Origin of the sequence: Maribellus maritimus (assembly GCF_022267315.1) — a bacterium.
Lineage (GTDB): Bacteria > Bacteroidota > Bacteroidia > Bacteroidales > Prolixibacteraceae > Draconibacterium > Draconibacterium maritimum.
Genome location: NZ_JAIKLE010000008.1, coordinates 93,659 through 114,045, shown reverse-complemented (window position 1 = coordinate 114,045; position 20,387 = coordinate 93,659). Strand labels below are relative to the sequence as shown.

The 20,387-nt window shown below is 37.6% G+C and carries 14 protein-coding genes; 10 read left to right on the top strand and 4 right to left on the bottom strand.

Translation table 11 applies throughout. The annotated features are described in order from the left end of the window. Positions 1–80: 80 nt before the first annotated feature. The 4 genes from K5G00_RS09350 to K5G00_RS09335 form a co-directional block, all read right to left on the bottom strand. Positions 81–1,154 (bottom strand): sugar kinase, encoded by a 1,074-nt coding sequence (locus K5G00_RS09350; protein ID WP_238765897.1) that lies wholly within the window; start codon positions 1,152–1,154, stop codon positions 81–83. 28 nt (positions 1,155–1,182) lie between these two features. Beyond that, positions 1,183–2,034, bottom strand: coding sequence for an SDR family oxidoreductase (locus tag K5G00_RS09345; protein WP_238765895.1), 852 nt, complete (start codon positions 2,032–2,034; stop codon positions 1,183–1,185). 5 nt (positions 2,035–2,039) lie between these two features. Further along, positions 2,040–3,068: a LacI family DNA-binding transcriptional regulator gene (locus tag K5G00_RS09340; protein WP_317235538.1), complete on the bottom strand. Its 1,029-nt coding sequence runs from the start codon at positions 3,066–3,068 to the stop codon at positions 2,040–2,042. Between the two features lie 168 nt (positions 3,069–3,236). After that, the gene (locus tag K5G00_RS09335; RefSeq protein WP_238765891.1) at positions 3,237–4,043 is read right to left on the bottom strand and encodes a 2-oxo acid dehydrogenase subunit E2; all 807 of its coding nucleotides are present in this window, start codon (positions 4,041–4,043) and stop codon (positions 3,237–3,239) included. 396 nt (positions 4,044–4,439) lie between these two features. Between K5G00_RS09335 and K5G00_RS09330 the strand changes: the two genes are divergently transcribed. The 10 genes from K5G00_RS09330 to K5G00_RS09285 all read left to right on the top strand — a co-directional run bounded on the left by K5G00_RS09330 (position 4,440) and on the right by K5G00_RS09285 (position 20,321). Then, positions 4,440–5,723, top strand: coding sequence for an MFS transporter (locus tag K5G00_RS09330; protein ID WP_238765890.1), 1,284 nt, complete (start codon positions 4,440–4,442; stop codon positions 5,721–5,723). After that, positions 5,720–6,877, top strand: coding sequence for a uroporphyrinogen decarboxylase family protein (locus K5G00_RS09325; protein ID WP_238765888.1), 1,158 nt, complete (start codon positions 5,720–5,722; stop codon positions 6,875–6,877). Before K5G00_RS09330 ends, K5G00_RS09325 begins: the two co-directional genes overlap by 4 nt. 15 nt (positions 6,878–6,892) lie before the next feature. After that, positions 6,893–7,948: a DUF6807 domain-containing protein gene (locus K5G00_RS09320; RefSeq protein ID WP_238765886.1), complete on the top strand. Its 1,056-nt coding sequence runs from the start codon at positions 6,893–6,895 to the stop codon at positions 7,946–7,948. A gap of 192 nt (positions 7,949–8,140) precedes the next feature. Continuing rightward, positions 8,141–8,728, top strand: coding sequence for an RNA polymerase sigma-70 factor (locus tag K5G00_RS09315; RefSeq protein WP_238765884.1), 588 nt, complete (start codon positions 8,141–8,143; stop codon positions 8,726–8,728). A gap of 54 nt (positions 8,729–8,782) precedes the next feature. Beyond that, positions 8,783–9,778 (top strand): FecR family protein, encoded by a 996-nt coding sequence (locus tag K5G00_RS09310; protein ID WP_238765883.1) that lies wholly within the window; start codon positions 8,783–8,785, stop codon positions 9,776–9,778. 208 nt (positions 9,779–9,986) lie between these two features. Beyond that, positions 9,987–13,316 (top strand): SusC/RagA family TonB-linked outer membrane protein, encoded by a 3,330-nt coding sequence (locus K5G00_RS09305; RefSeq protein ID WP_238765881.1) that lies wholly within the window; start codon positions 9,987–9,989, stop codon positions 13,314–13,316. A gap of 24 nt (positions 13,317–13,340) precedes the next feature. Beyond that, positions 13,341–15,134 (top strand): RagB/SusD family nutrient uptake outer membrane protein, encoded by a 1,794-nt coding sequence (locus K5G00_RS09300; RefSeq protein ID WP_238765880.1) that lies wholly within the window; start codon positions 13,341–13,343, stop codon positions 15,132–15,134. A 48-nt stretch (positions 15,135–15,182) separates the two neighbouring features. Further along, positions 15,183–18,203 (top strand): glycosyl hydrolase, encoded by a 3,021-nt coding sequence (locus K5G00_RS09295; RefSeq protein WP_238765878.1) that lies wholly within the window; start codon positions 15,183–15,185, stop codon positions 18,201–18,203. Positions 18,204–18,714: 511 nt separating this feature from the next. After that, positions 18,715–19,281, top strand: a complete 567-nt coding sequence (locus tag K5G00_RS09290) for an RNA polymerase sigma-70 factor (protein ID WP_238765877.1) — start codon at positions 18,715–18,717, stop codon at positions 19,279–19,281. 92 nt (positions 19,282–19,373) lie between these two features. Beyond that, the gene (locus K5G00_RS09285) at positions 19,374–20,321 is read left to right on the top strand and encodes a FecR family protein (protein WP_238765875.1); all 948 of its coding nucleotides are present in this window, start codon (positions 19,374–19,376) and stop codon (positions 20,319–20,321) included. The last annotated feature ends 66 nt before the right edge of the window (positions 20,322–20,387 follow it).

The window sequence follows — 20,387 nt, the reverse complement described above, 5'->3', positions numbered from 1 at the left end:
TGTAGAGAAAAAGTCCCCGACCAAAAGCCGGGGATTAGTGCTCAAAATTTAAATCTTTGCAAAAGGTTTTTAATATTGAATTATCTTTTTACTCTTGCATTTCCTTTCCAAATACTCCATACCATTTCTTCATCAGCAGGTTGGGCATAATCGGTGAGGAAAGTTGCTGCCATTGCACCGGTTGCCCAGCCAAACTGCGGCCATTTCTCCGGTTCCCAACCACGTAAAACGCCGTATAGCATTCCACCTACAAATCCGTCACCACCACCAATTCTGTCAAGCACATTAATGGTACGCGGCTCAATTACATGCCAGTTTTCACCTTCCAACATAATTGCCCCCCAAAGATGTTCGTTAACACTCACAACTTCACGAAGAGTAGTAGCAAAAACAGATGCATTGGGAAATGTTTCCTTTACTCTTTTTATCAATCCTTTAAACCCATCAATTTTGGCTTTTATACCCTCACCACCAGCTTCCGGACCTTCAATTCCAAAACATAGTTGGAAATCTTCTTCGTTTCCAATTAAAACGTCAGAAACAGAAGCAATTTCGGTAAAGTTTTCACGCAGTTCTTTTTCTCTTCCTTTCCAAAACGAAGCGCGGTGGTTTAAATCGAATGAGATTTTTGTCCCATGTTTTTTTGCAGCTCTTGCTATCTCAAGACAAAATTCCGAGGTTTCCGGCGAAAGCGCTCCAATTAAACCTGAAAGATGAACTACCTGAACGCCTTCTTCTCCAAAAATTCGTTCTAAATCAAAATCTTTTACATTAAGCGTTCGCCCCACTTCACCTGCGCGATCATTAAATACCCGTGGCCCCCGCGAACCGAATCCACTGTCGGCTATATTTATCTGGTGACGAAATCCCCACGGAGTACCCTGTTCCACTTCCGGGCCTTCATAATCCATATGACGGGCTTTCAGATTGCTTTTTATAAATTGAGCAATCGGGCTTCCTTTAACAAATGTTGTGAGCACTTTTACCGGTAAACCCAGGTACGAAGAAATGCTTGCTACGTTTGTTTCAGCGCTTGTTGCCTGCATTTTATACGTGTCGCTGCTGTGTACCGGCTGACCGTTAACAGGAGTAATTCTTATTCCCATACTTGTGGGAACCAGTAATGCGTATTTACAATTCTTTTTTAGTTCCATGTTTATATTTGTTGATTTTATTTCAAGATTAAACTCCACCAAAGGCACTATATCCGCCGTCAACCGGAATAACTATCCCTGTAATAAAAGAGGAAACATTTGAAAGAAGGAAAAGTGTAGCTCCCTGTAAATCTTCCGGTTCTCCAAATTTTCCCATGGGAGTATTGTCAACAATTTTTTGTCCGCGTGGTGAATAGTTTCCGGTTTTTTCATCCATAACCAAAAAACGATTTTGATGTGTAATAAAAAAGCCCGGAGCAATTGCATTGACCCGAATCCCAACTTTAGCGAGGTGTACGGAAAGCCATTCTGTAAAGTTATTTACTGATGCTTTTGCGGCAGAGTAAGCAGGTATTTTTGTCAATGGTTTGTATGAATTCATCGATGAAATATTTAATACAACCCCACTTTTGTTTTTTAACATGTCTTTTGTAAAAACCATTGTCGGGAGCAAAGTTCCTTTAAAATTTAGTGCATAAACTTTATCAAAACCTTCCATTTCAAGACCATAAAATGTATCTTCCAGTTTATCCAAATCATTTTCGGTCATTTGTTCAACTTTGGTGGTAGCCTGCGGACTGTTTCCACCAGCTCCATTCACTAAAATACTAATTTCACCAAGTTTTTGATTGATTTCTTTTTTTGCTTCTTCAAGTGATGGTTTGTCCAAAACGTTGGCTTCAACACCAATTACTTCAGTGTTAAATTCGGTAGCTATTTCAGCAGCTACTTTTTCAGCAACTTGTTTGTTAATGTCGGCAATTGCTATTTTCATACCAACAGATGCCATGGCTTTTACCATTGCACTTCCCAAAACACCTGCACCACCAGTAATTACACATACTTTTCCACTCAAGTCATCAAACGACATTGTTTTCATAATTTCTACTTAAATTCTTTGTAATATTCTATATTTTCTCTAATTACGATATCAATTGAAGTATAGTTCTCCTCAGATACTTTTCTTTTTTGCACTACGTTGCGAAATAGTTTATTGATTGCGTTATATCCCTGTTCTTCAGGTCTTTGACAAATTAAGAATTGAACAATACCTTTTTTCAGAAAGTCGGTATTTTCTTTTAATAAATCATGACCGATGATTTTTAAATCGGAAAGTTTATATTTTTCCACCATCCGACCTACATAAAACACTTTGGAATTGGTAACAAAAATTCCCCGGATATTTTTTTCGGTTATTTCTTTTTTGACTTTTTGCATCCACTGGTCGGTGTCAGTATCCGCTATTTCAGTGGTGAAAATCTCGTGGTTTTCTTTGTTGCTAACCTGAAACCAGTCATAAAATCCTCTTTCACGTTGAACAAGGTGGTTCTGGTTATCCATTTCTTTGGCAAAATGAATGACAAGAATGTTTCCTGTTCGGAGTGAAAGATCTAGAAGTTTTGCCGACACGAATCCACTCTGGTAAGAGTTTTGCCCAATATAACTTAAATGTCCCGCGTTTTTAATTTCAGAATCGATGAAAACAAATGGAATGTTGTTCTCTTTGAGTTGTTCAATAAAACGTATTGATTCTTTTTTAAAAAACGGAGCGAGAACAACACCATCGGGCTGGAGTTTAAGAATCCTTTTTGCTTCCGTCTCAAAGCTTTTAGAATCAGGCTGATTAAACGTAAAATGTTTAATTTGAATCCCGTAAGGTTTAAGTTCGCTAATTCTTTTTTTTACTCCAATAAAAGGTTTGTTCCAATATCCTTCTGCTGACGGAGGTTCAGGAAAAAGCGTGGCAAAAACAGCCGATTTTTTTGATGCCAGGGTACTTGCAAGAAAATTGGGCTGGTAGTCTAGCTCTTCAATTATTTTAAGAATTTTTTTCTTGGTAGATTCAGCTACTTCTCCCCGGTTATGCAATACCCGATCTACTGTCCCAATAGATACTTTTGCTTTTTCTGCGATATCTTTAATCCGTATTTGGTCTTTCCCTTTGATAGTATTTTGATTTATAGGTGATTAATTAGTTTGCGCTACAAAATTACAGTTTTTTTTGATTTTTCGTGTTCGTACACGGAGAAATATTTTATAAAATGTTTCAGAACATTTTATGATGATATTCGTGACGACAGATTAAATATGTTCGTCGAGTAAATATGGATTTTTTATCATCTGTTTAATAACCCTGAAAAGTTTTCCGCCGTGTGAGCCATCTACTACACGGTGGTCAAGGGTAGCAGATAAAGAAAGTATTTTTCGCGGAACGATTTTATCGTTAACAACAGTCGGTTTTTTGTTTACACCACCCAAAATCATTACGATAGAAACATTTGCAGAGGGTAGCAGCGCTCCATAGCCGCTGTCTAACCCCAGGGTCCCAATGTTGGATACAACGTAAGAGCCAAAACTATTTGCAGAGAGTTTAATTACCGGAAACGAAAAACCCCAGTGAATGGTGAAAAGGCGGTATAAATAGAATACCCAGGAACGGAATGGCCAGGGAATTTTTGAAAGAGAATCTTTGGATTGCATCGTGTTGTTTTCATTCCCCTTTCTTGATGCTTTTATTTTTTTTGCTATTTCTTCTGACAGCTCAGTAATATTCAGCGTGTCTATATTTTCAATTTTTACTGAGCCCATCTCCCCCCCCTGAAGCAAAACGCTCACCATCGCGTCAATTTGCGGTCGGTTTACAATTTTTCCTCTTTTTACAAATGTGTTTAGTTCCGGCACTTCGAGCTTAATTGCACGACCAATAATAAGTGTAATAACATGTGTTAAGGTTATTTTGATTCCCTCTTTTCTTTTGGAAGAAATATATTTTTCTAGCTCAGTAACATCGAGTTCCACTGAGCCGTATATTTTTGAATCAACAGGTTTTCTGTAAATAGTTGAAGCTACTTTTCTCCAGTTGGTGTTGAAATTTTGTGGTGAATCCATAAAACGTTTTTTATTATTTATTATCAAACGTTTTCTTACGTTCTTACATCGGTTGCTGCAATTCTTTTGGCTTTCGTTCACAAAAGTAGTTTTTTTTACAGGAATCCATTATGAAATCAATAGTTTGTAGTTTTTATTCAGTTGGAGGTTAAACCTTATTGGTTTCATTACAGATACTTGAGTTTCAATAAAAAGTATGAAGTTAGAAAACTGGAGAAAGTAGTTATTTCAGACTGCCGTTGTTGGCCTTCCGGGCAAATATCTAGTATTTCTTTTTGAATTTTATTTGCGATCTCTAACCCTGTGTGTTTTCAATGCTCGTTGGTTTATTTGTAAAATTGATGTATATACAGTTTTATTTCCTTATTTTTAACAACCAACCAAAAGCTAAACTAAATGACTGATTCCGCTTGTTCTAAGGGAAAAACAAATTTTCGATGGGCAATTGTTGCACTTTTGTTTTTCGCCACCACCGTAAATTATTTCGACCGGTTTTTGATGGGAATTTTAGCTCCTTTACTGGAAAAGGAAATTGGCTGGACAGAATTACAGTACGGTTATATCGTTTCTTCATTTCAGTTTGCATATGCTGCCGGTACGTTGTTGGCAGGTTATGTTATCGACCGACTTGGCACACGGTGGGGCTTTACCCTTGCGGTTGGATTGTGGAGTATAGCCAGTATGTTACACTCCGCAGCCCGAACTTGGTTGGGATTTGCAATGGCCCGTGTAGGGTTAGGTTTGAGTGAAGCAGGTAATTTCCCGGCAGCTATAAAAACGGTAGCTGAATGGTTTCCAAAAAAAGAAAGGGCTTTTGCAACCGGACTTTTTAACGGTGGTTCAAATGTGGGGGCTATTTTGGCTCCAATCTTAATACCATTAATTATTGCCCAATTTGGCTCATGGAAGTGGGTGTTTATTTTGTCTGGTTTCCTCGGTGTTTTTTGGTTGGTTTTTTGGTTGATTTTATACCGGGTTCCCGAAAAAAGCAGGTATGTAAACCAGGCTGAAATTGATTTTATTAAAGACGGAGAGACCGACTCAGGGAAAATAAAAATGAGTTGGTATCAATTAATAAAATACCGGCAAACCTGGGCAGTAGCACTCGGGAAATTATTTGCCGACCCGGTTTGGTGGTTTTACCTGTATTGGGGCGCCAAATTTTTAAACTCTAAATTTGGAGTTGATTTAAAGGAATTGGCACTACCACTGGTAACCATTTATGTTATTGCCGATTTGGGGGGAATTGCCGGCGGCGCAATCTCATCCTTACTGATTAAAAAGGGAAAGTCAATAAATTTTTCGAGGAAAATCACCATGTTTGGTTCTGCACTGCTGGTTCTTCCGGTTATGACAGTTCCAAACTATTCTTCAATCGTTGCGAGTGTTGGTTTTATTGCATTGGCGGCAGCAGCTCACTGTTCGTGGTCGGCAAATATTTTTACCGTTGCTTCCGACCTTTTTCCAAAAAATGTGGTTGCAACCGTTACGGGTTTTGCCACAACCATTAGTACTTTGGGAGGTATGCTTATGGCTTTGCTGGTGGGATATGTTTTAAACGAATCCGGAACCGATGGTTACAAAGTAGCGTTTGCCGTGGCTTCATTTGGTTATTTAATTGCAATCGCTGTCATTCATATACTGGCACCTAAAATGGAACCTTTAACAAATCTGAAATGAACTCAAGAGAACGAATATTAAAAACTTTAAACCACGAGGAACCCGACCACGTGCCATTTGATTTGGCAGGCACTACATGGACGGGGATAACAAATACGGCCTGTCAAAATTTGCGAAAATATTTAGGAAAGGATGAAACATCGCCGGAATGGTCGGATGTAATTCAGCAAATTGTTGTTCCTCCTGAAGAAATTCTGGATAAACTGGGAGTGGACACACGCGGTGTTTTTCCACTTACAAGTCACAATTGGGATGTGTATTCAAAATTAAATGATCGTGGAAAATATTTTGAATATGTTGATGAATGGAGCTTTACTCACCACTTTCCAAAAAACGGATATTGGTTTTCGCTGGTTAAAAATCCAATGAAAGAGGTAAATTTTGAGGAAGAAGATATTGTAGCGGATTTTAACTGGCCCTGTCCTTCAAATTCAGAGCGGTTTGCCGGGTTGCGGGAAAAAGCAATAAAGATTCGGGAATTGGATAAAGTTGTTATAACCAAAGGTTTTTGTGCCGGGCTATTTGAAATGCATCAACGTGTGCGGGGAATGGAAAATGCGATGGTTGATCCGTTTCTGTTTCCGGTAAACTCTGATAAATTAGTAGGAAAATTGGCTGATTTAAAAATTGAATTTTGGGACGCTTTGCTGGATGAAGTTGGTGATGTTGTTGATATTGTGGGTGAAGGTGATGATTATGGAACACAACAATCGCAACTCATCAGCCCCGAACATTTTCGGGAGCACTACAAACCACATTTTATTCGGGTTTTAAAGTTAATAAAAAAGAAAGCGCCTCATGTAAAACTGATGTTTCATTCTTGTGGAAATGTGCGTTCAATTATTCCCGATTTGATTGAAATGGGAGTGGATATTCTGAATCCGGTGCATGTCACAGCTGCCGGGATGGAACCGTTTCAACTGAAAAAAGATTTTGGACAAGAAATTGTTTTTTGGGGTGGCGGTGTCGATACTCAAAAAGTTTTGCCCTCGGGATTGATTCAGGAAGTAAAAGATGATGTAAAAAGAAATATTGATGCACTTGCACCTGGCGGAGGCTTTGTTTTTAGTGCAGTGCATAACATTCAGGCTGAAGTCCCGCCTGAAAATATCATGGCAATGCATTCTGCCTGGAAGGAGTTTGGTAAATATTAATTAAAAATGGAAAAAATGAGATATTGTTTATTCATCGTTGTTATCGTTTTTGCGTATTCCTGTAACAGTAAATCAGCAAAACAAAATGAGTCGGAAAAACCGGGTGTTACCTTTGAAAAAGACGCAGATGCAAAAACGTTGGAAGTATGGGTTGATAAGCAACTGCTGACTACATTTCGCTGGTCAGAGAATTTAACAAAACCTGTATTTTATCCTATTCTCACAGCAGATTGTTACGACGTTACCCGAGGATTTCCCCTTGAACCAAGGGCAGGAGAAAGAGCCGATCATCCCCATCAGATAGGAATGTGGTTTACGTATGGAAATGTGAATGGTCTCGATTTCTGGGGAAATGGTTCACAGGGCTTGGGAACCACCAATCCGAATGGCGGAATTATAAAACACGTCGAAACCAGTGAACTAAAAGAAGGAAAAGGAGAAGGTTCTTTTATTTCGGAAGAAAGCTGGCAAGACACCACCGGAGTAGAAATATTGCTTGAAAAGACTAAATATCATTTTATTGCGCAGGGAGAAAATCGGATAATCGATAGGATGACCACGTTAACTGCCGGCGAAAACGACGTTCAAATGCCGGACACGAAAGAGGGAATGTTTGGAATCAGGGTAGCACGCTCGCTTGAGTTGCCTGATAATGGAAGCATTCTTTTGTACAACGAAGACGGAACAACAACAAGGACGAGAGACACACTAAATATTAATATTACAGGTAATTACACAAGCAGCGAGGGGATAACTGGTTTGGAAGTTTGGGGAACCCGGGCCCGGTGGGTAAGATTACAGGGCAAAACAGATGGTGAAAATATTTCTGTAATCATCTGCGATCATCCTCAGAACCCAAACTATCCTACTTACTGGCATGCCCGTGGTTATGGATTGTTTGCCGCAAATCCTTTTGGTGTGAAAGATTTTACAAACGGTGCAGAAACATTTGATTTTTTCATTCCGGCCGGTCAGTCGTCAACTTTCGGGTACCGGGTTATTATTAATTCCGGAGAGCAATTGTCAATTGACAAAATAAATCAGCTTGCTGATGAATTTGCTTCTGAATAAGCTGTGAATTAACGGTAGTTATAGAAATAAGTGGTAGCTCTCTTTTCGAATTTAAATCAGGAAAGAATTTTATGTTATTTATTACTTTTCATTTTATGTAAAAATCGAAATATTACTTTTACATAATTTTTTCACCATTTAATTCTATTTCATCTTTAAAAAAATGAGGTTCGATTAAACGGCCTTTTTAACATGAACAACCTTGCTGAAAATACTATCATTCACAAAGTAAAGAACGGCGATCGTTTAGCCTTCCGGATTTTGTTTCAAAAATATTTTCAGTCACTTTTTCTTTTTGCCTCTAAATTTGTCGACGAAGAGCAGGCAAAAGATATTGTTCAGGATTGTTTTTATGAATTATGGCAAAATAGAAGAAAAACAGAAATTACAACTTCAGTATCTGCCTATCTTTTTACGATTGTTAAAAACCGGTGCTTCAAATATTTAAAAAATGAACAGAAAAAAAGAATACATCATGACAATTTTGGTTTACTGTTAAAACAGGAAGAGTTGCTATATTATACTCAATCCGAAAAAAGTATTCTGGAGTTTGCCACAAAAGACAGAATTGAAAAGGTGATCGATCAGTTGCCTGAAAAGTGTCGCCAGGTATTCGAAAAAAGCCGCCGGGAAGGACTCACTAATAAAGAAATTGCCGACGTTTTTAATATTTCAGTGAAAGCCGTTGAAAAACATATTTCCAAAGCGTTACAGCTGTTCAGAGAGGAATTTAAAGATATGTTGTCAATTCTCTTTATTCTTTTATTCAATAAATTTTAAAAATAAATAAATATGGAGGTAGGGTTTCTATCTCCGTAAATACTCGTATTAAAAATGGAAAGTCAAAAATTTTCAAATATTGAGTTGGTAATTCAACGTTTCGTGCAGGGGCAAGCTTCTGTTGAAGACGAAAAATTGCTCTATAGCTGGATTAAAGAAGATCCAGGAAACCGTAAACGTTTGTTTCAGGAAAAAGATATTTGGGAAAGTGCTAAGTTGGGAACAAAACAGATGAATGATTTGGAACTGGACCAGTGGTTGTCGCTTCAGGAACGAACTATTTCACGAAAATTGCGGTTTTCAGGAATAGCGGATTTTTTGAAAGTTGCAGCCATTATAGTAATCTCACTGGGATTAGGATGGTTTGGCAGGTATTTGTATGCACAGCAATCGCTTATATACAAAACGGTTGAAATGAAAACGGTTGAAGCTACAAAAGGACAGCTGAAAGAAGTTTTCCTGGCTGATGGTACACATGTTTGGATAAATTCCGATTCAGAGCTTTCTTTTCCTTCCCGTTTCGATGCCAGTAACAGAAGAGTTGAACTCACCGGCGAAGCCTATTTTGAAGTTAAAGCCAACGAGGAGAAGCCTTTTTACGTGAAAACAAAAAGTCATACAGTAAAAGTGGTGGGAACCCGATTTAATGTTTGTGAGTATCCTGAAAGCCATATCATCGAAACCACACTTGAGGAGGGGAAAGTGAAAATTATTACAGGGAATATCGTTCATGATTTACTCCCCGGAGAACAATCAAGTTTTAATACTGAAACCTCAAAGGTGAGAATAGGCGAAGCCGACCTTGAGATATTTACTACTTGGAAAGAAGGCAGGTATGAATTTAGAAATGAACCTTTGAGTAAGATTTTTCAGATTGTTGAACGTTGGTGGGACGTAAGAATAGATTACCCCGAAAAGTTAAAAAATGAAAGAATATCGGGTGTATTACGAAGATACAAACCTTTGGAGCAACATTTTGAGTTAATAGAGCAGTTGTTACCAATAGATTATGAGATTGATTCCGATGAAATAACAATAACTGAACAATAAAATTTTAATCTAAAACTTTTGAAAAATAAATTGCCAATGAAACATAAACTCTGATTAACTAAAAAACGGGAAACGCACCACACATTCCCCGCTTAAATTCTTATTAAAAATTTGATTTATTAATTAAAATCGTAGCTAAACTATGAAAAAAAAATCAATTACGTATTTTTTTCCTTTAGGAAGAAAATGTAAAAAATTATTACTTATTATGAGGTTATCATTAATTTTAATTTTTGCAACCTTTTTAAGTACTGCAGCCAGTGTTTATTCGCAAGCCGTGAGGGTAAACCTGGATTTAAAAAATGCTACTCTAGAAGAGGTTTTTCAGGATATTCAGAATCAAACTGATTTCGATTTCTTTTATAAAAACGAACACCTTCCGGCAACCAAAATTTATAATGAGTCTTTTGTCAACGAAAGAGTTGATATAGTTTTGGATAATGTTCTGGACGGAACAGGTTTAATCTATCGTGTTTTAAACAAAGATATTGTAATAACAAAAGGTGAAAATTCGGATTCAGGAAGAGGAGACTTGTTTAATATTCAGCAACAGAATAAAACTGTTACCGGGAAAATTGTTGATGAGTCAGGACTACCATTGCCTGGTGTGACTGTTGCAGTAAAAGGAACATCAGGAGGCACCATCACAAATGCAGATGGTGATTATACTTTAAATAACATTTCAGATGACGCGGTACTGGTATTTTCGTTTGTAGGATTACAAACACAGGAGATTTCGGTATCAGGAAGGCAGAATATTGATGTAACATTAATAGAACAAAGTTTAGGCCTGGATGAAGTGATTGTTATTGGCTATGGAACAGCCAGACGACAAGACTTTACCGGCTCGGTTAGTTCTATTAAAATGGAAAATTCACCTGTTTCTAATTTGCCAAACTTAAATGCGCTGGAATCTTTAAAGGGAAATATTTCAGGATTGAATATTGGCGCCTCCAACTCAGCGGGAGGTCAACCAAGTATGATAATACGCGGACAAAATTCAATTAATGGTGATAATGACCCGTTAATTGTTTTGGATGGTGTTATTTATATGGGAAGTCTAAGCGATATTAATCCCAATGATATTGCAAGTTATGATATCTTAAAAGATGCAGTTTCAGCGGCTGTTTATGGGTCGAGGTCTGCGAATGGTGTAATAGCCATAACAACAAAAAGAGGAAGTTCTTCCAAACCAGTAATTACATTTAATACTTCTGCCGGGATTCAAACCTGGCAAAATCGCCCTGTTATGATGAAAGGCGAACAGTGGATTGAAGTGGTCAATGCCCGTAACCAATACCCTGAAGGTTCTACAACCTGGATGAAAACCGGTGAACTGGAGAATTTGGCTGCCGGAAGGGAAACCAATTGGCTGGATGCAGTTACGCAAACTGGAGTAGTGCAGGATTACCAACTGTCAGTTTCAGGCGCGGCCAAAGGATTAAATTATTATTTGTCAAGCTCGTATAATGACAATAAAGGAGTAGTACTTGGCGATGAATTTAATCGGATTTCTATCTTAGGAAAAATTAATACCGATATTACCAGCTGGTTAAAGATTGGTGTTGATGCAGGTTATTCCCGGAGAGATTATTCTGGTTTTGCGGCAGATATTGGCACTGCCCAGATGATGTCGCCTTATGGTGTAATGTATAGGGATGATAACGGGAACCTGGAGAAATATCCTTACACACAATCGGGGGTAAACCCTTTGTGGGGGGTAAATGATAATACTCGTGATAATATGGACATTCTTCATAGCTATCGTTTAAATTCTTATGCTGTGGTCGAGGTTCCCTGGGTAAAAGGATTAAATTATCGGATCAATTATTCGTTAAATCTCGACCAGAACCGCTCAGGAGAATTTTATTATGAAGATTATTTTGTAGCCGAAGGTGAAGGTTTATATCGTTATGAACCTTCCGTTCTGGTCGGATTTCTTTCAAATGCTAACGGAAATCTTTTTAATAGCCGCAGGTACAGTTACGTTTGGGACAATATAATTACCTATAAAAACAAATTTGACAAGCATAGCATTGAAGGAACATTGGTTGCTACGCGTGATTTCTTGCGATATGAAGAGATTAATAGTACAGGAAGTGATTTTGCTGCCAACGGAAGTACTACCCTTGGAAAATGGGGACTTTCCAAAGCTACGGTACAGAAGGTGAATTTGGATGCTTACGAACAAGCAAATATTGGTTATTTAGGTCGGGCAAGCTATTCTTTTGCTGATAAATATTATGTTACGGGTTCTTATCGTCGTGATGGAGCCTCTGTATTTGGATCAGAAAATAAATGGGCAGATTTTGCGGCGGCAGGTTTAGCCTGGAGGATCTCAAAAGAAGATTTTATGTCGGGAGTAACTTCTTTGGATGAACTAAAATTAAAGGTTTCCTGGGGACAAAATGGAAACCAGGGAATTGCCCCGTACACTACTCTCTCGCAAGTTGCCAATGGTTCTTCAGGAGGTATTCGTTATGAATTTTCTGATAAACCAGGTATTATTTATTATGGCCTAATACAGAGTTCTCTTGGAAATCAATCCCTTGGATGGGAAAGCACGGAATCGTGGAATACAGGATTTGAATCAGCATGGTTGAAAAATCGTTTGTATGTTGATGTTGACCTTTATTTTTCGAAAACGACTGATCAGATCTTTGAGAGAAATATTCCGGTTATGACAGGCTTTAAAACTGTGTTTGCTTCGATGGGACAAGTAAACAACGCAGGAATTGAAATGACAGTGCGAAGTATTAATATGCAGAGAGACAACCTAAATTGGACGACACAAATAACTTTTTGGAAAAACAAAAATAAACTGGTGAAACTTTATGGTGAAGATAACGACGGAGACGGAGTTGAAGATGATGATATAGCAAATAGCCTGTTTATAGGGAAATCGTTAGATGCAATTTACGGGTATAAACAAGATGGCATTGTCCAGGAAGATGATACTGAATATATCTCTTTAACCGGAGCAGCTCCCGGTGCTCCCAAGTATGTAGATACAGACGGAGTAGATGGGATTACTGCAGAAGATCGTGTTATCTTAGGTTACAAAAAAGAGAATTTCCGCTTAAATATGAGCAACAGTGTAACCTACAAGAACTTTGAATTTTATGCACTGTTAACAGGAGTATTTGGAGGAAATAACAATTATCTACTGGATAATACACAAGCCTATCTCACGTCAGGTACAGGGTTGTTTAATGCGAACATGACTTATAAACCCTATTGGACACCTGAAAACAAGAGCAACGTATACCCGTCAGCTCCTTTCTCAGGAGATGGACGGTTTAGAGGTTTACAATCTCGTGGGTTTGTTCGTCTGCAGGATATAACTGTATCATATACTTTTAGCCAGCAATGGATGAAAGATGCAAATATAAATTCGCTCAAAGTTTTTCTTGCTGCGAAAAATGTGTTCACTATCACCAATTGGGATGGAGGAGATCCTGAAACAGGTGCGACTTATATGTCAAATACATTCCCTGTTCTTTCGACATATTCAATTGGGGCAGCTATTAGTTTTTAGTTTCAATTTTAAAGAGTTAACATAATGAAAAAGATTAAATATATAAGTGTAGCACTTTTGATAATATTTGTCACTCTGTCTGGCTGTGAATCAGATGATGTGTTCCTCAAGGAAAAACCAGTTACTTTTTATACAACTGATAATGCATTTTCCACATCTGCCCAGGTTGACCAGGTATTGGTATCTATTTATTCTCACATAAGGGATTTGTGGGCTAATCCGGATGAAACAGGATGGATATTTAATTTTAAAGGTAAAGGAACGGATATGTATGACGTTCCCGTAATTAGGAGAGGAAATACTTTTAGTGATTACAGTATTATTAATCCTGATCATGAAACATTTTATCAGGTTTATTCAACGTGGTATTATGTTATTTCCAGGGCTAATCTCGCCATTTATGCAGCAGAATTACCCGAAATATCATGGGGGTCAGAAGAAGAAAAAGCATATGTGTTGGCCCAGGCTCGTTTTTTCAGGGCATTTGCATATCGGAATTTAGCTGAACTTTTTGGTGGAGTACCGCTCGTTACTGATATATCCACGACACCGAGGTATGATTTTGAACCTGCCAGCCGCTCCGAAACTTACCAGTTTGCAATTGATGAAATGGAAGCTATTGAAAACGACCTGCCGGAAACAACATCTTCAGGTGGCCGGTTAGTTCGTGGAGTTGCTCAGCATAATCTTTGTGAATTATATCTTGCTTTGGGAACGCAACTTGCTGAAGATGGGAATACAGGTGAGGCACAGGCAGCATTTAATGAATCAGTGAGTTATGGAAATAAAGTTATTGATGGCGGAACGTATGGCCTTGTAAATTCACGATTTGGTGCACGTACCGATGAACAAAGTGTTGTAATTGACGTGTATAAAAGTGGTGTTTTTAGCGAAAGTGAAAAAATTGATACAGTGCAATTTACACCTAACTATTATTGGGATTTATTTCAGGAGGAAAACGTGAATTATCAGGATGGAAATCCGGAATGTATATGGGCTTTGCAGGTTGATTATGATACTTACAGGGCTGAAGACGGAAAGTCAAAACTAAATTATTCGCGTACTTACGGACCTGTTTTTCGCGACATTGCAAGTAAACACCTTACAGGTACATTGGAAAATGTAGGAGGAAGAGGAATTTCTCAGGTTAATATTACGATGTATGCCCGCGATCTTATTTATGCTGATAAATGGGGGGATGATATGCGTAACTCTGAAATTGTTTTACGCAGAAGGTACAAAGGAAATGTCGAATCTTCGCCATATTATAAGCAAATAGTTCCATGGGATGAGATGTATGGTACAAATCTCGATGCAACAACAAATCTCAATAATCGTAGTGAAATTTATCCTGTTTCATGTAAAATTGCAACTGACAATTATACCGGAGTTGAAGATGGTGAAAACCGTAGTAATCTTTTCCGTGATGACTACATTATTCGCCTTCCGGAAACTATTCTGCTTAGAGCCGAGGCAAAACAACGACTAGGTGATAAAGCAGGAGCTGCTGCAGATGTAAATTTACTTCGGGAACGCGCACAATGCAGCTACATGGTAACAGCCGCTGATATGGACGATAGTTTTAATACGATCCTCGACGAACGTGCCCGTGAGTTGGTCTATGAGGAATGTCGCTGGAATACGCTTCTCCGAATGGGCGGAACAATTGCTGTAGAACGTATCAGGGAATATGCTCACTGGCCTGAAACAAAAGCTACTTTAACATTTAATTACAATTTGTGGCCTATTCCACAAACAATAATTGATACCAATAAGGATGTTAATATAGACCAGAATTCAGGATGGGAAAATAGATAATCATTACACCCTAATAAAATGTTACCATGAATTTTTTCTAAATTATTTATGGTAACATTTTTCTTTGTTATGCAAGTACCTTCCTGTAAATTAATTGAATTTGAAGCCAATAACAATTTAGCGATGAAGATAAATATCATTCTGTTTTTAATTTTTTTGCTGTTTTTATTTTCATGTACAAATCATCGAAATAAAGCCCAAGATGACCAGCAATCAATAAGTTATGATTCCCTGAAAGTAAATTTTCAGAATCCTCCTGTTGAGTATGGAGTAAATTGCTGGTGGTGGTGGCTTAACGGAAATGTAAACAAGGCAGCTATTACCAAAGATTTGGAAGCGATGAAAACCAAAAATTTTCAGGGTGCAATGGTTTTTGATGCCGGTGGTCATAATCAACGCGGAAACAAAGATATTCCCGCAGGACCTCTCTTTGGTTCAGATGAGTGGAATCAATTATTTGTTTTTGCTCTGGACGAAGCAAAAAGATTGGATTTGCAGATTGGTTTCAATATTCAAAGTGGTTGGAATTTAGGTGGCCCAAGGGTAACTCCTCAGTATACTGCCAAGCAAATTGTTTATTCCGAAACAAAAATTTTGGGAGGTGAAAAAGTTAAAATGAGATTGAAAACTCCTGAGTTTAGAGATGATTTTTACAAAGATATTGCATTACTTGCCTTTCCGTTAAAACCTGAACAAAAGACAGGGGAGTTTATTTCTGATTTAGATTTGAAATTGGGGTACCATGAACTTGGTGGCTCGGCTCCCGATACCCGGTTTCTGTTATCCAATTTACCAGAAAACAACAGGCGAATGCAAAATGCCCCTGGTTTTGCAGTAAAAAAAGAAGATATTCAAAACCTTACATCCCTGATGGATAGCGAGGGAAACCTAACCTGGGAAGTCCCGGGCGGAGAATGGTCAATATTGCGAATCGGATACACTTGTACAGATTCCTATGTTTCTACTTCCAGTGGTGATTGGCAGGGAAATGTTCTGGATTATATGAGTAAGGACGCTTTTGATTTTTACTGGAACGATGTTGTTGTTCCGATATTTAAAGCAGCAGGCGATCATGTGGGGACTACACTAAAATACATGGAGACGGATAGTTGGGAGTGCGGAGGAATGAACTGGACTGATGGCTTTTCAGAAGAATTTGAAACATACAGGGGGTATAATTTACTAAAATACCTGCCAATAGTTGCAGGTTATGTGATTGAAGATATTGAAACCTCAAATGCTTTTTTGGCTGATTTTAGAAAAACACTGGGTGATTTGGTGGCTTATAATCATTATGCCCGTTTTGCAGAATTAGCCCATAAGTATAATATTGGGATTCAGCCAGAATCAGCCGGACCTCATGCAGGCCCGCTGGACGGAATAAAAAATTATGGATTTAGTGATATCGTAATGAGTGAATTCTGGTCACCGTCACCTCACCGTCCCATGCCTGAAAATCGTTTTTTTCTGAAACAGGCTTCTTCCGCTGCACATATTTACGGGAAGAGGATTGTTGGTGCAGAATCATTTACCACAATTGGTCCGCATTGGAATGACGAATTGTGGCACGACCAAAAATCGGCTTTCGACCATGAAATTTGTGCAGGTTTAAATCGTCTGTATTTTCATACGTTCACAAGTTCACCACCAGAAATGGGAGTGCCGGGGCAGGAATATTTTGCGGGCACTCATGTTAACCCACAGGTAACATGGTGGGACCATTCAGGGCCTTTTATAAATTACATGCATCGTGTTCAATCAGTGGTTCAAAACGGGAAATTTGTTGCTGATGTTTTATACTATTATGGAGACCATGTTCCTAATGTATTTCCTTACAAACATTCTGATCCGGCTGGTACTATGCCCGGTTTTGATTACGATGTAACCGATGAAGATATTTTTCTTCAGTTGGATATGGAAGACGGGAAATTTGTTGTTCCGGGAGGAAGAAAATATCGTGTATTGGTACTGCCCGACCATAAAGTAATATCGTTTGCAGTTTTGAAAAAAGTAGAAGAATTGCTTCAAAAGGGAGCGGAAATTATAGGCTATAAACCGGAAAAAACAGTAAGTCTCGTTGGTGGCGGGCAAGCCCTCCAAGAATTTTCAGAAATGGCTGACAAAATATGGGGGAATGCAGAAACAGAGAAAGGAGAAAGGCAATATCGAAACGGAAGGGTTGCTTGGGGAGTCTCAGCCCGCGAGCATCTTTTGTCAAAAGAAATCCCGGCTGATTTTAAAGTTAGAGAAAACGATAGTAAAACAGATTTCGATTATATCCATTATACCATTAATGAAAGCGATGTTTATTTTGTGACCAATCAAACAACTCAACGGCAAAAAGTAAATTGTGAGTTCCGGGTAACAGGATTGCAACCTGAGTTATGGGATGCACTGACTGGTGAAATACGCGAAGCAAAAGCCTTTATTCAGAACGAAAATACAACAACCGTTCCGTTAACTTTTGAGCCTTATGGTTCTATTATGGTTGTTTTTAATAATAAAATCAATAAAAACAGGCAGGGCACAACGCCGCGTAATTATGCGGATTATACAACAGTGCAAAATATTATCGGTGAATGGGAATTAAATTTTGATACCTTGTGGGGAGGGCCTGCCTCAGTTACATTTCCTGGATTGATGGATTGGACAAAATCGACTGATGACGGTATCAGGTATTATTCGGGCAGCGCCGTTTATCGCAAAACATTTAATGTTGATTTTGAACCTCAGAAGGATAAAGAATATTTTTTACAATTGGAAAATGTAAAAGATGTGGGAATTGTACGTGTGAAAATAAATGGGAATGACAAGGGAATACTTTGGACAAAACCGTTCCGGGTCGAGATAACCAGTGAGTTAAAGAAAGATCAAAATAATCTTGAAATTGAGGTAGTAAATTCATGGTATAATCGCGTGGCAGGAGACGAAATGTTTCCGGGTAAAAAACGATATACAAAAACTAATATTATGCTGATAAATGACTACAGGGGAAAACCAAGAACGGAAATTCCTTTGGAATCTTCCGGATTATTAGGCCCGGTAACTATTAAAAAAACAGTGGAATAATATTTTAATCAAATAATTCCTAGTGGCTTACCAAAAGGCTTCCTTCGTTGTTCCAGAAAATAAGCGGAAATACCGGGTGAATATCTAGTAATATGGAAATTATATATGAAACCATTTTTGCTATGCAACTCTTTTATGTTCAGTGTAATAAAAGTAACTCGCTCCTGTTTCATCGTGTTTGTTCAATATGAATGTAGAGAAAAAAGTTTGTTAGTCTTTCGTTATAAATAACTACAACATATACAAACATAATTTTAATTGTATATGGAATAAACTGGTCAAATTATTTTGAACTGCCCTTTGTTTTCAGAAAATCATCGTTTATACAGTAAAAAAGAAAACGGTGATTTCGAAATGTCGTTTGTTGATTCTAAAATTAAAAAATGAATATACAGGATGAAACCTGAAAATTTCAGAGAAACAAATTGAACATCTGAAAAATAAGAGTTTGTATCCTGTTTTTGCAGAATTATAATTTTTTTAATTTTGGCGCCAAGTTAAACTTTACCAAATGGGAGTAGATATTCTTTTACATGGTTTCAACGAAATATATACGGCTTTTTACAAAAAATCCTACCTATTTGTAAAATCGTATGTGCACGATGACATGGTTGCAGAAGATATTGTTTCTGATTCATTAATAAAGTTATGGCAACAATTGAAAATGGAAACCATCGACCCGATAGCTCCCTATTTATTTTCAATCCTAAAAAATCGGGCGCTTGATTATTTAAAACACCAGTCAGTAAAACGCGGTGTTCACGATAAAATAGTTACAACTCTGGAACGGGAACTGGCGATAAGAACCGCTTCTCTCGAATCAAGCAATCCTCAGGAAGTTTTTGCAAAAGAAATTCATTTTATAATTGAGGAAACGCTTAAGAAACTTCAGCCGAGAACAAGAGAAATATTTATAATGAGTAGGTTTGAACATAAATCGCACAAAGAAATTGCAAAATTTTATAATATTTCCAATAAAGGAGTAGAGTATCATATCGGTCAGGCAGTGAGAGAATTAAGGGTGTCTTTGAAAGATTATCTTCCTCTTTTGGGAGCATTGGTTCTTCTTAAATTGTAAAAAAAATCAAAAAATATACTAGGGCTCTGGTATTTCAAATCGTATTCTGGTTATAAAGGAAAATTCGGTTTTATTTTTTTATGAACTGGGATATGAACGATCTACTTTTGAAATATATAAATGGGGACGTCACAGAAGAAGAAAAGGTAAAAATTACCCATTGGCTTGATGCTGATCCCAAAAATATGCAAGAATATTTTGCACTAAGGAAATTGAATGATATTTCAATTTGGCATTCAGATATTGAAATAAACTCGAATCAAAAGAAAATGAAATTTCTGATACCGTTTAATAGCAAATGGTATTGGGAAGTTTCAAAAATTGCAGCTGTTTTTGTTTTTGCTTTTTTTGTAGCTCGATTCGTTTTCCCAACTCACTCCTTTTCCAGGTTGTCTTCCCAAATGCAAACCATACATGTTCCGGCCGGACAACGGGCTGAAATTATTTTGGCAGATAGTACGAAAGTTTGGCTCAATGCAAAAACTACTTTTAAGTTTCCCTCCCAATTTGCCAATAAGGAACGTAATGTTGAATTAGATGGTGAGGGCTTTTTTGAGGTAACACATAAAATGAAAAAGCCATTTGTTGTTAACACCAGTAAATATGATGTAAAGGTTTTGGGTACAAAATTTAATTTGATTGCATACTCTGAAACAGAAGAATTTGAAACTTCGTTGTTAGAGGGGGCAGTTGAAATAATAAAACAAGGTGAAAGTTCGGGAATGAGCTTATCTCCCAATAAGGAAGCCGTATTAAGAGACGGGAAAATGATTGTTTCTGCGATTGAAAATCCGGATCATTTTCTATGGCGTGAAGGAATCATCAGTTTTGACAATATTTCATTTACTGAACTGGTCCATAATTTGGAATTGTATTTTGATATAATTATAGAAGTTAAAAATACGCAAAAGTTCAATTCACGCTATTCAGGAAAATTCAGAATGAAAGATGGTGTTGAACATATTTTGAAAGTGGTACAATTAAAAGAAAATTTTAACTATTGGATTGACGAGAAAACCAATAAAATAATAATCGAATAATAAACTTTAAAAGAACTAAGGCTTATGATAAAATGAAATTCTAAAAAAAGCCGGTAAGTGCGCTCA

Excerpts from the sequence above, each read along its gene's own strand:
- K5G00_RS09345 (WP_238765895.1), bottom strand. The coding sequence starts at position 2,034 with ATGAAAACAATGTCGTTTGATGACTTGAGTGGAAAAGTATGTGTAATT.
- K5G00_RS09300 (WP_238765880.1), top strand. The coding sequence starts at position 13,341 with ATGAAAAAGATTAAATATATAAGTGTAGCACTTTTGATAATATTTGTC.
- K5G00_RS09325 (WP_238765888.1), top strand. The coding sequence starts at position 5,720 with ATGAACTCAAGAGAACGAATATTAAAAACTTTAAACCACGAGGAACCC.
- K5G00_RS09295 (WP_238765878.1), top strand. The coding sequence starts at position 15,183 with ATGGTAACATTTTTCTTTGTTATGCAAGTACCTTCCTGTAAATTAATT.
- K5G00_RS09335 (WP_238765891.1), bottom strand. The coding sequence starts at position 4,043 with ATGGATTCACCACAAAATTTCAACACCAACTGGAGAAAAGTAGCTTCA.
- K5G00_RS09330 (WP_238765890.1), top strand. The coding sequence starts at position 4,440 with ATGACTGATTCCGCTTGTTCTAAGGGAAAAACAAATTTTCGATGGGCA.
- K5G00_RS09285 (WP_238765875.1), top strand. The coding sequence starts at position 19,374 with ATGAACGATCTACTTTTGAAATATATAAATGGGGACGTCACAGAAGAA.
- K5G00_RS09310 (WP_238765883.1), top strand. The coding sequence starts at position 8,783 with ATGGAAAGTCAAAAATTTTCAAATATTGAGTTGGTAATTCAACGTTTC.
- K5G00_RS09315 (WP_238765884.1), top strand. The coding sequence starts at position 8,141 with ATGAACAACCTTGCTGAAAATACTATCATTCACAAAGTAAAGAACGGC.
- K5G00_RS09290 (WP_238765877.1), top strand. The coding sequence starts at position 18,715 with ATGGGAGTAGATATTCTTTTACATGGTTTCAACGAAATATATACGGCT.
- K5G00_RS09350 (WP_238765897.1), bottom strand. The coding sequence starts at position 1,154 with ATGGAACTAAAAAAGAATTGTAAATACGCATTACTGGTTCCCACAAGT.
- K5G00_RS09320 (WP_238765886.1), top strand. The coding sequence starts at position 6,893 with ATGAGATATTGTTTATTCATCGTTGTTATCGTTTTTGCGTATTCCTGT.
- K5G00_RS09305 (WP_238765881.1), top strand. The coding sequence starts at position 9,987 with ATGAGGTTATCATTAATTTTAATTTTTGCAACCTTTTTAAGTACTGCA.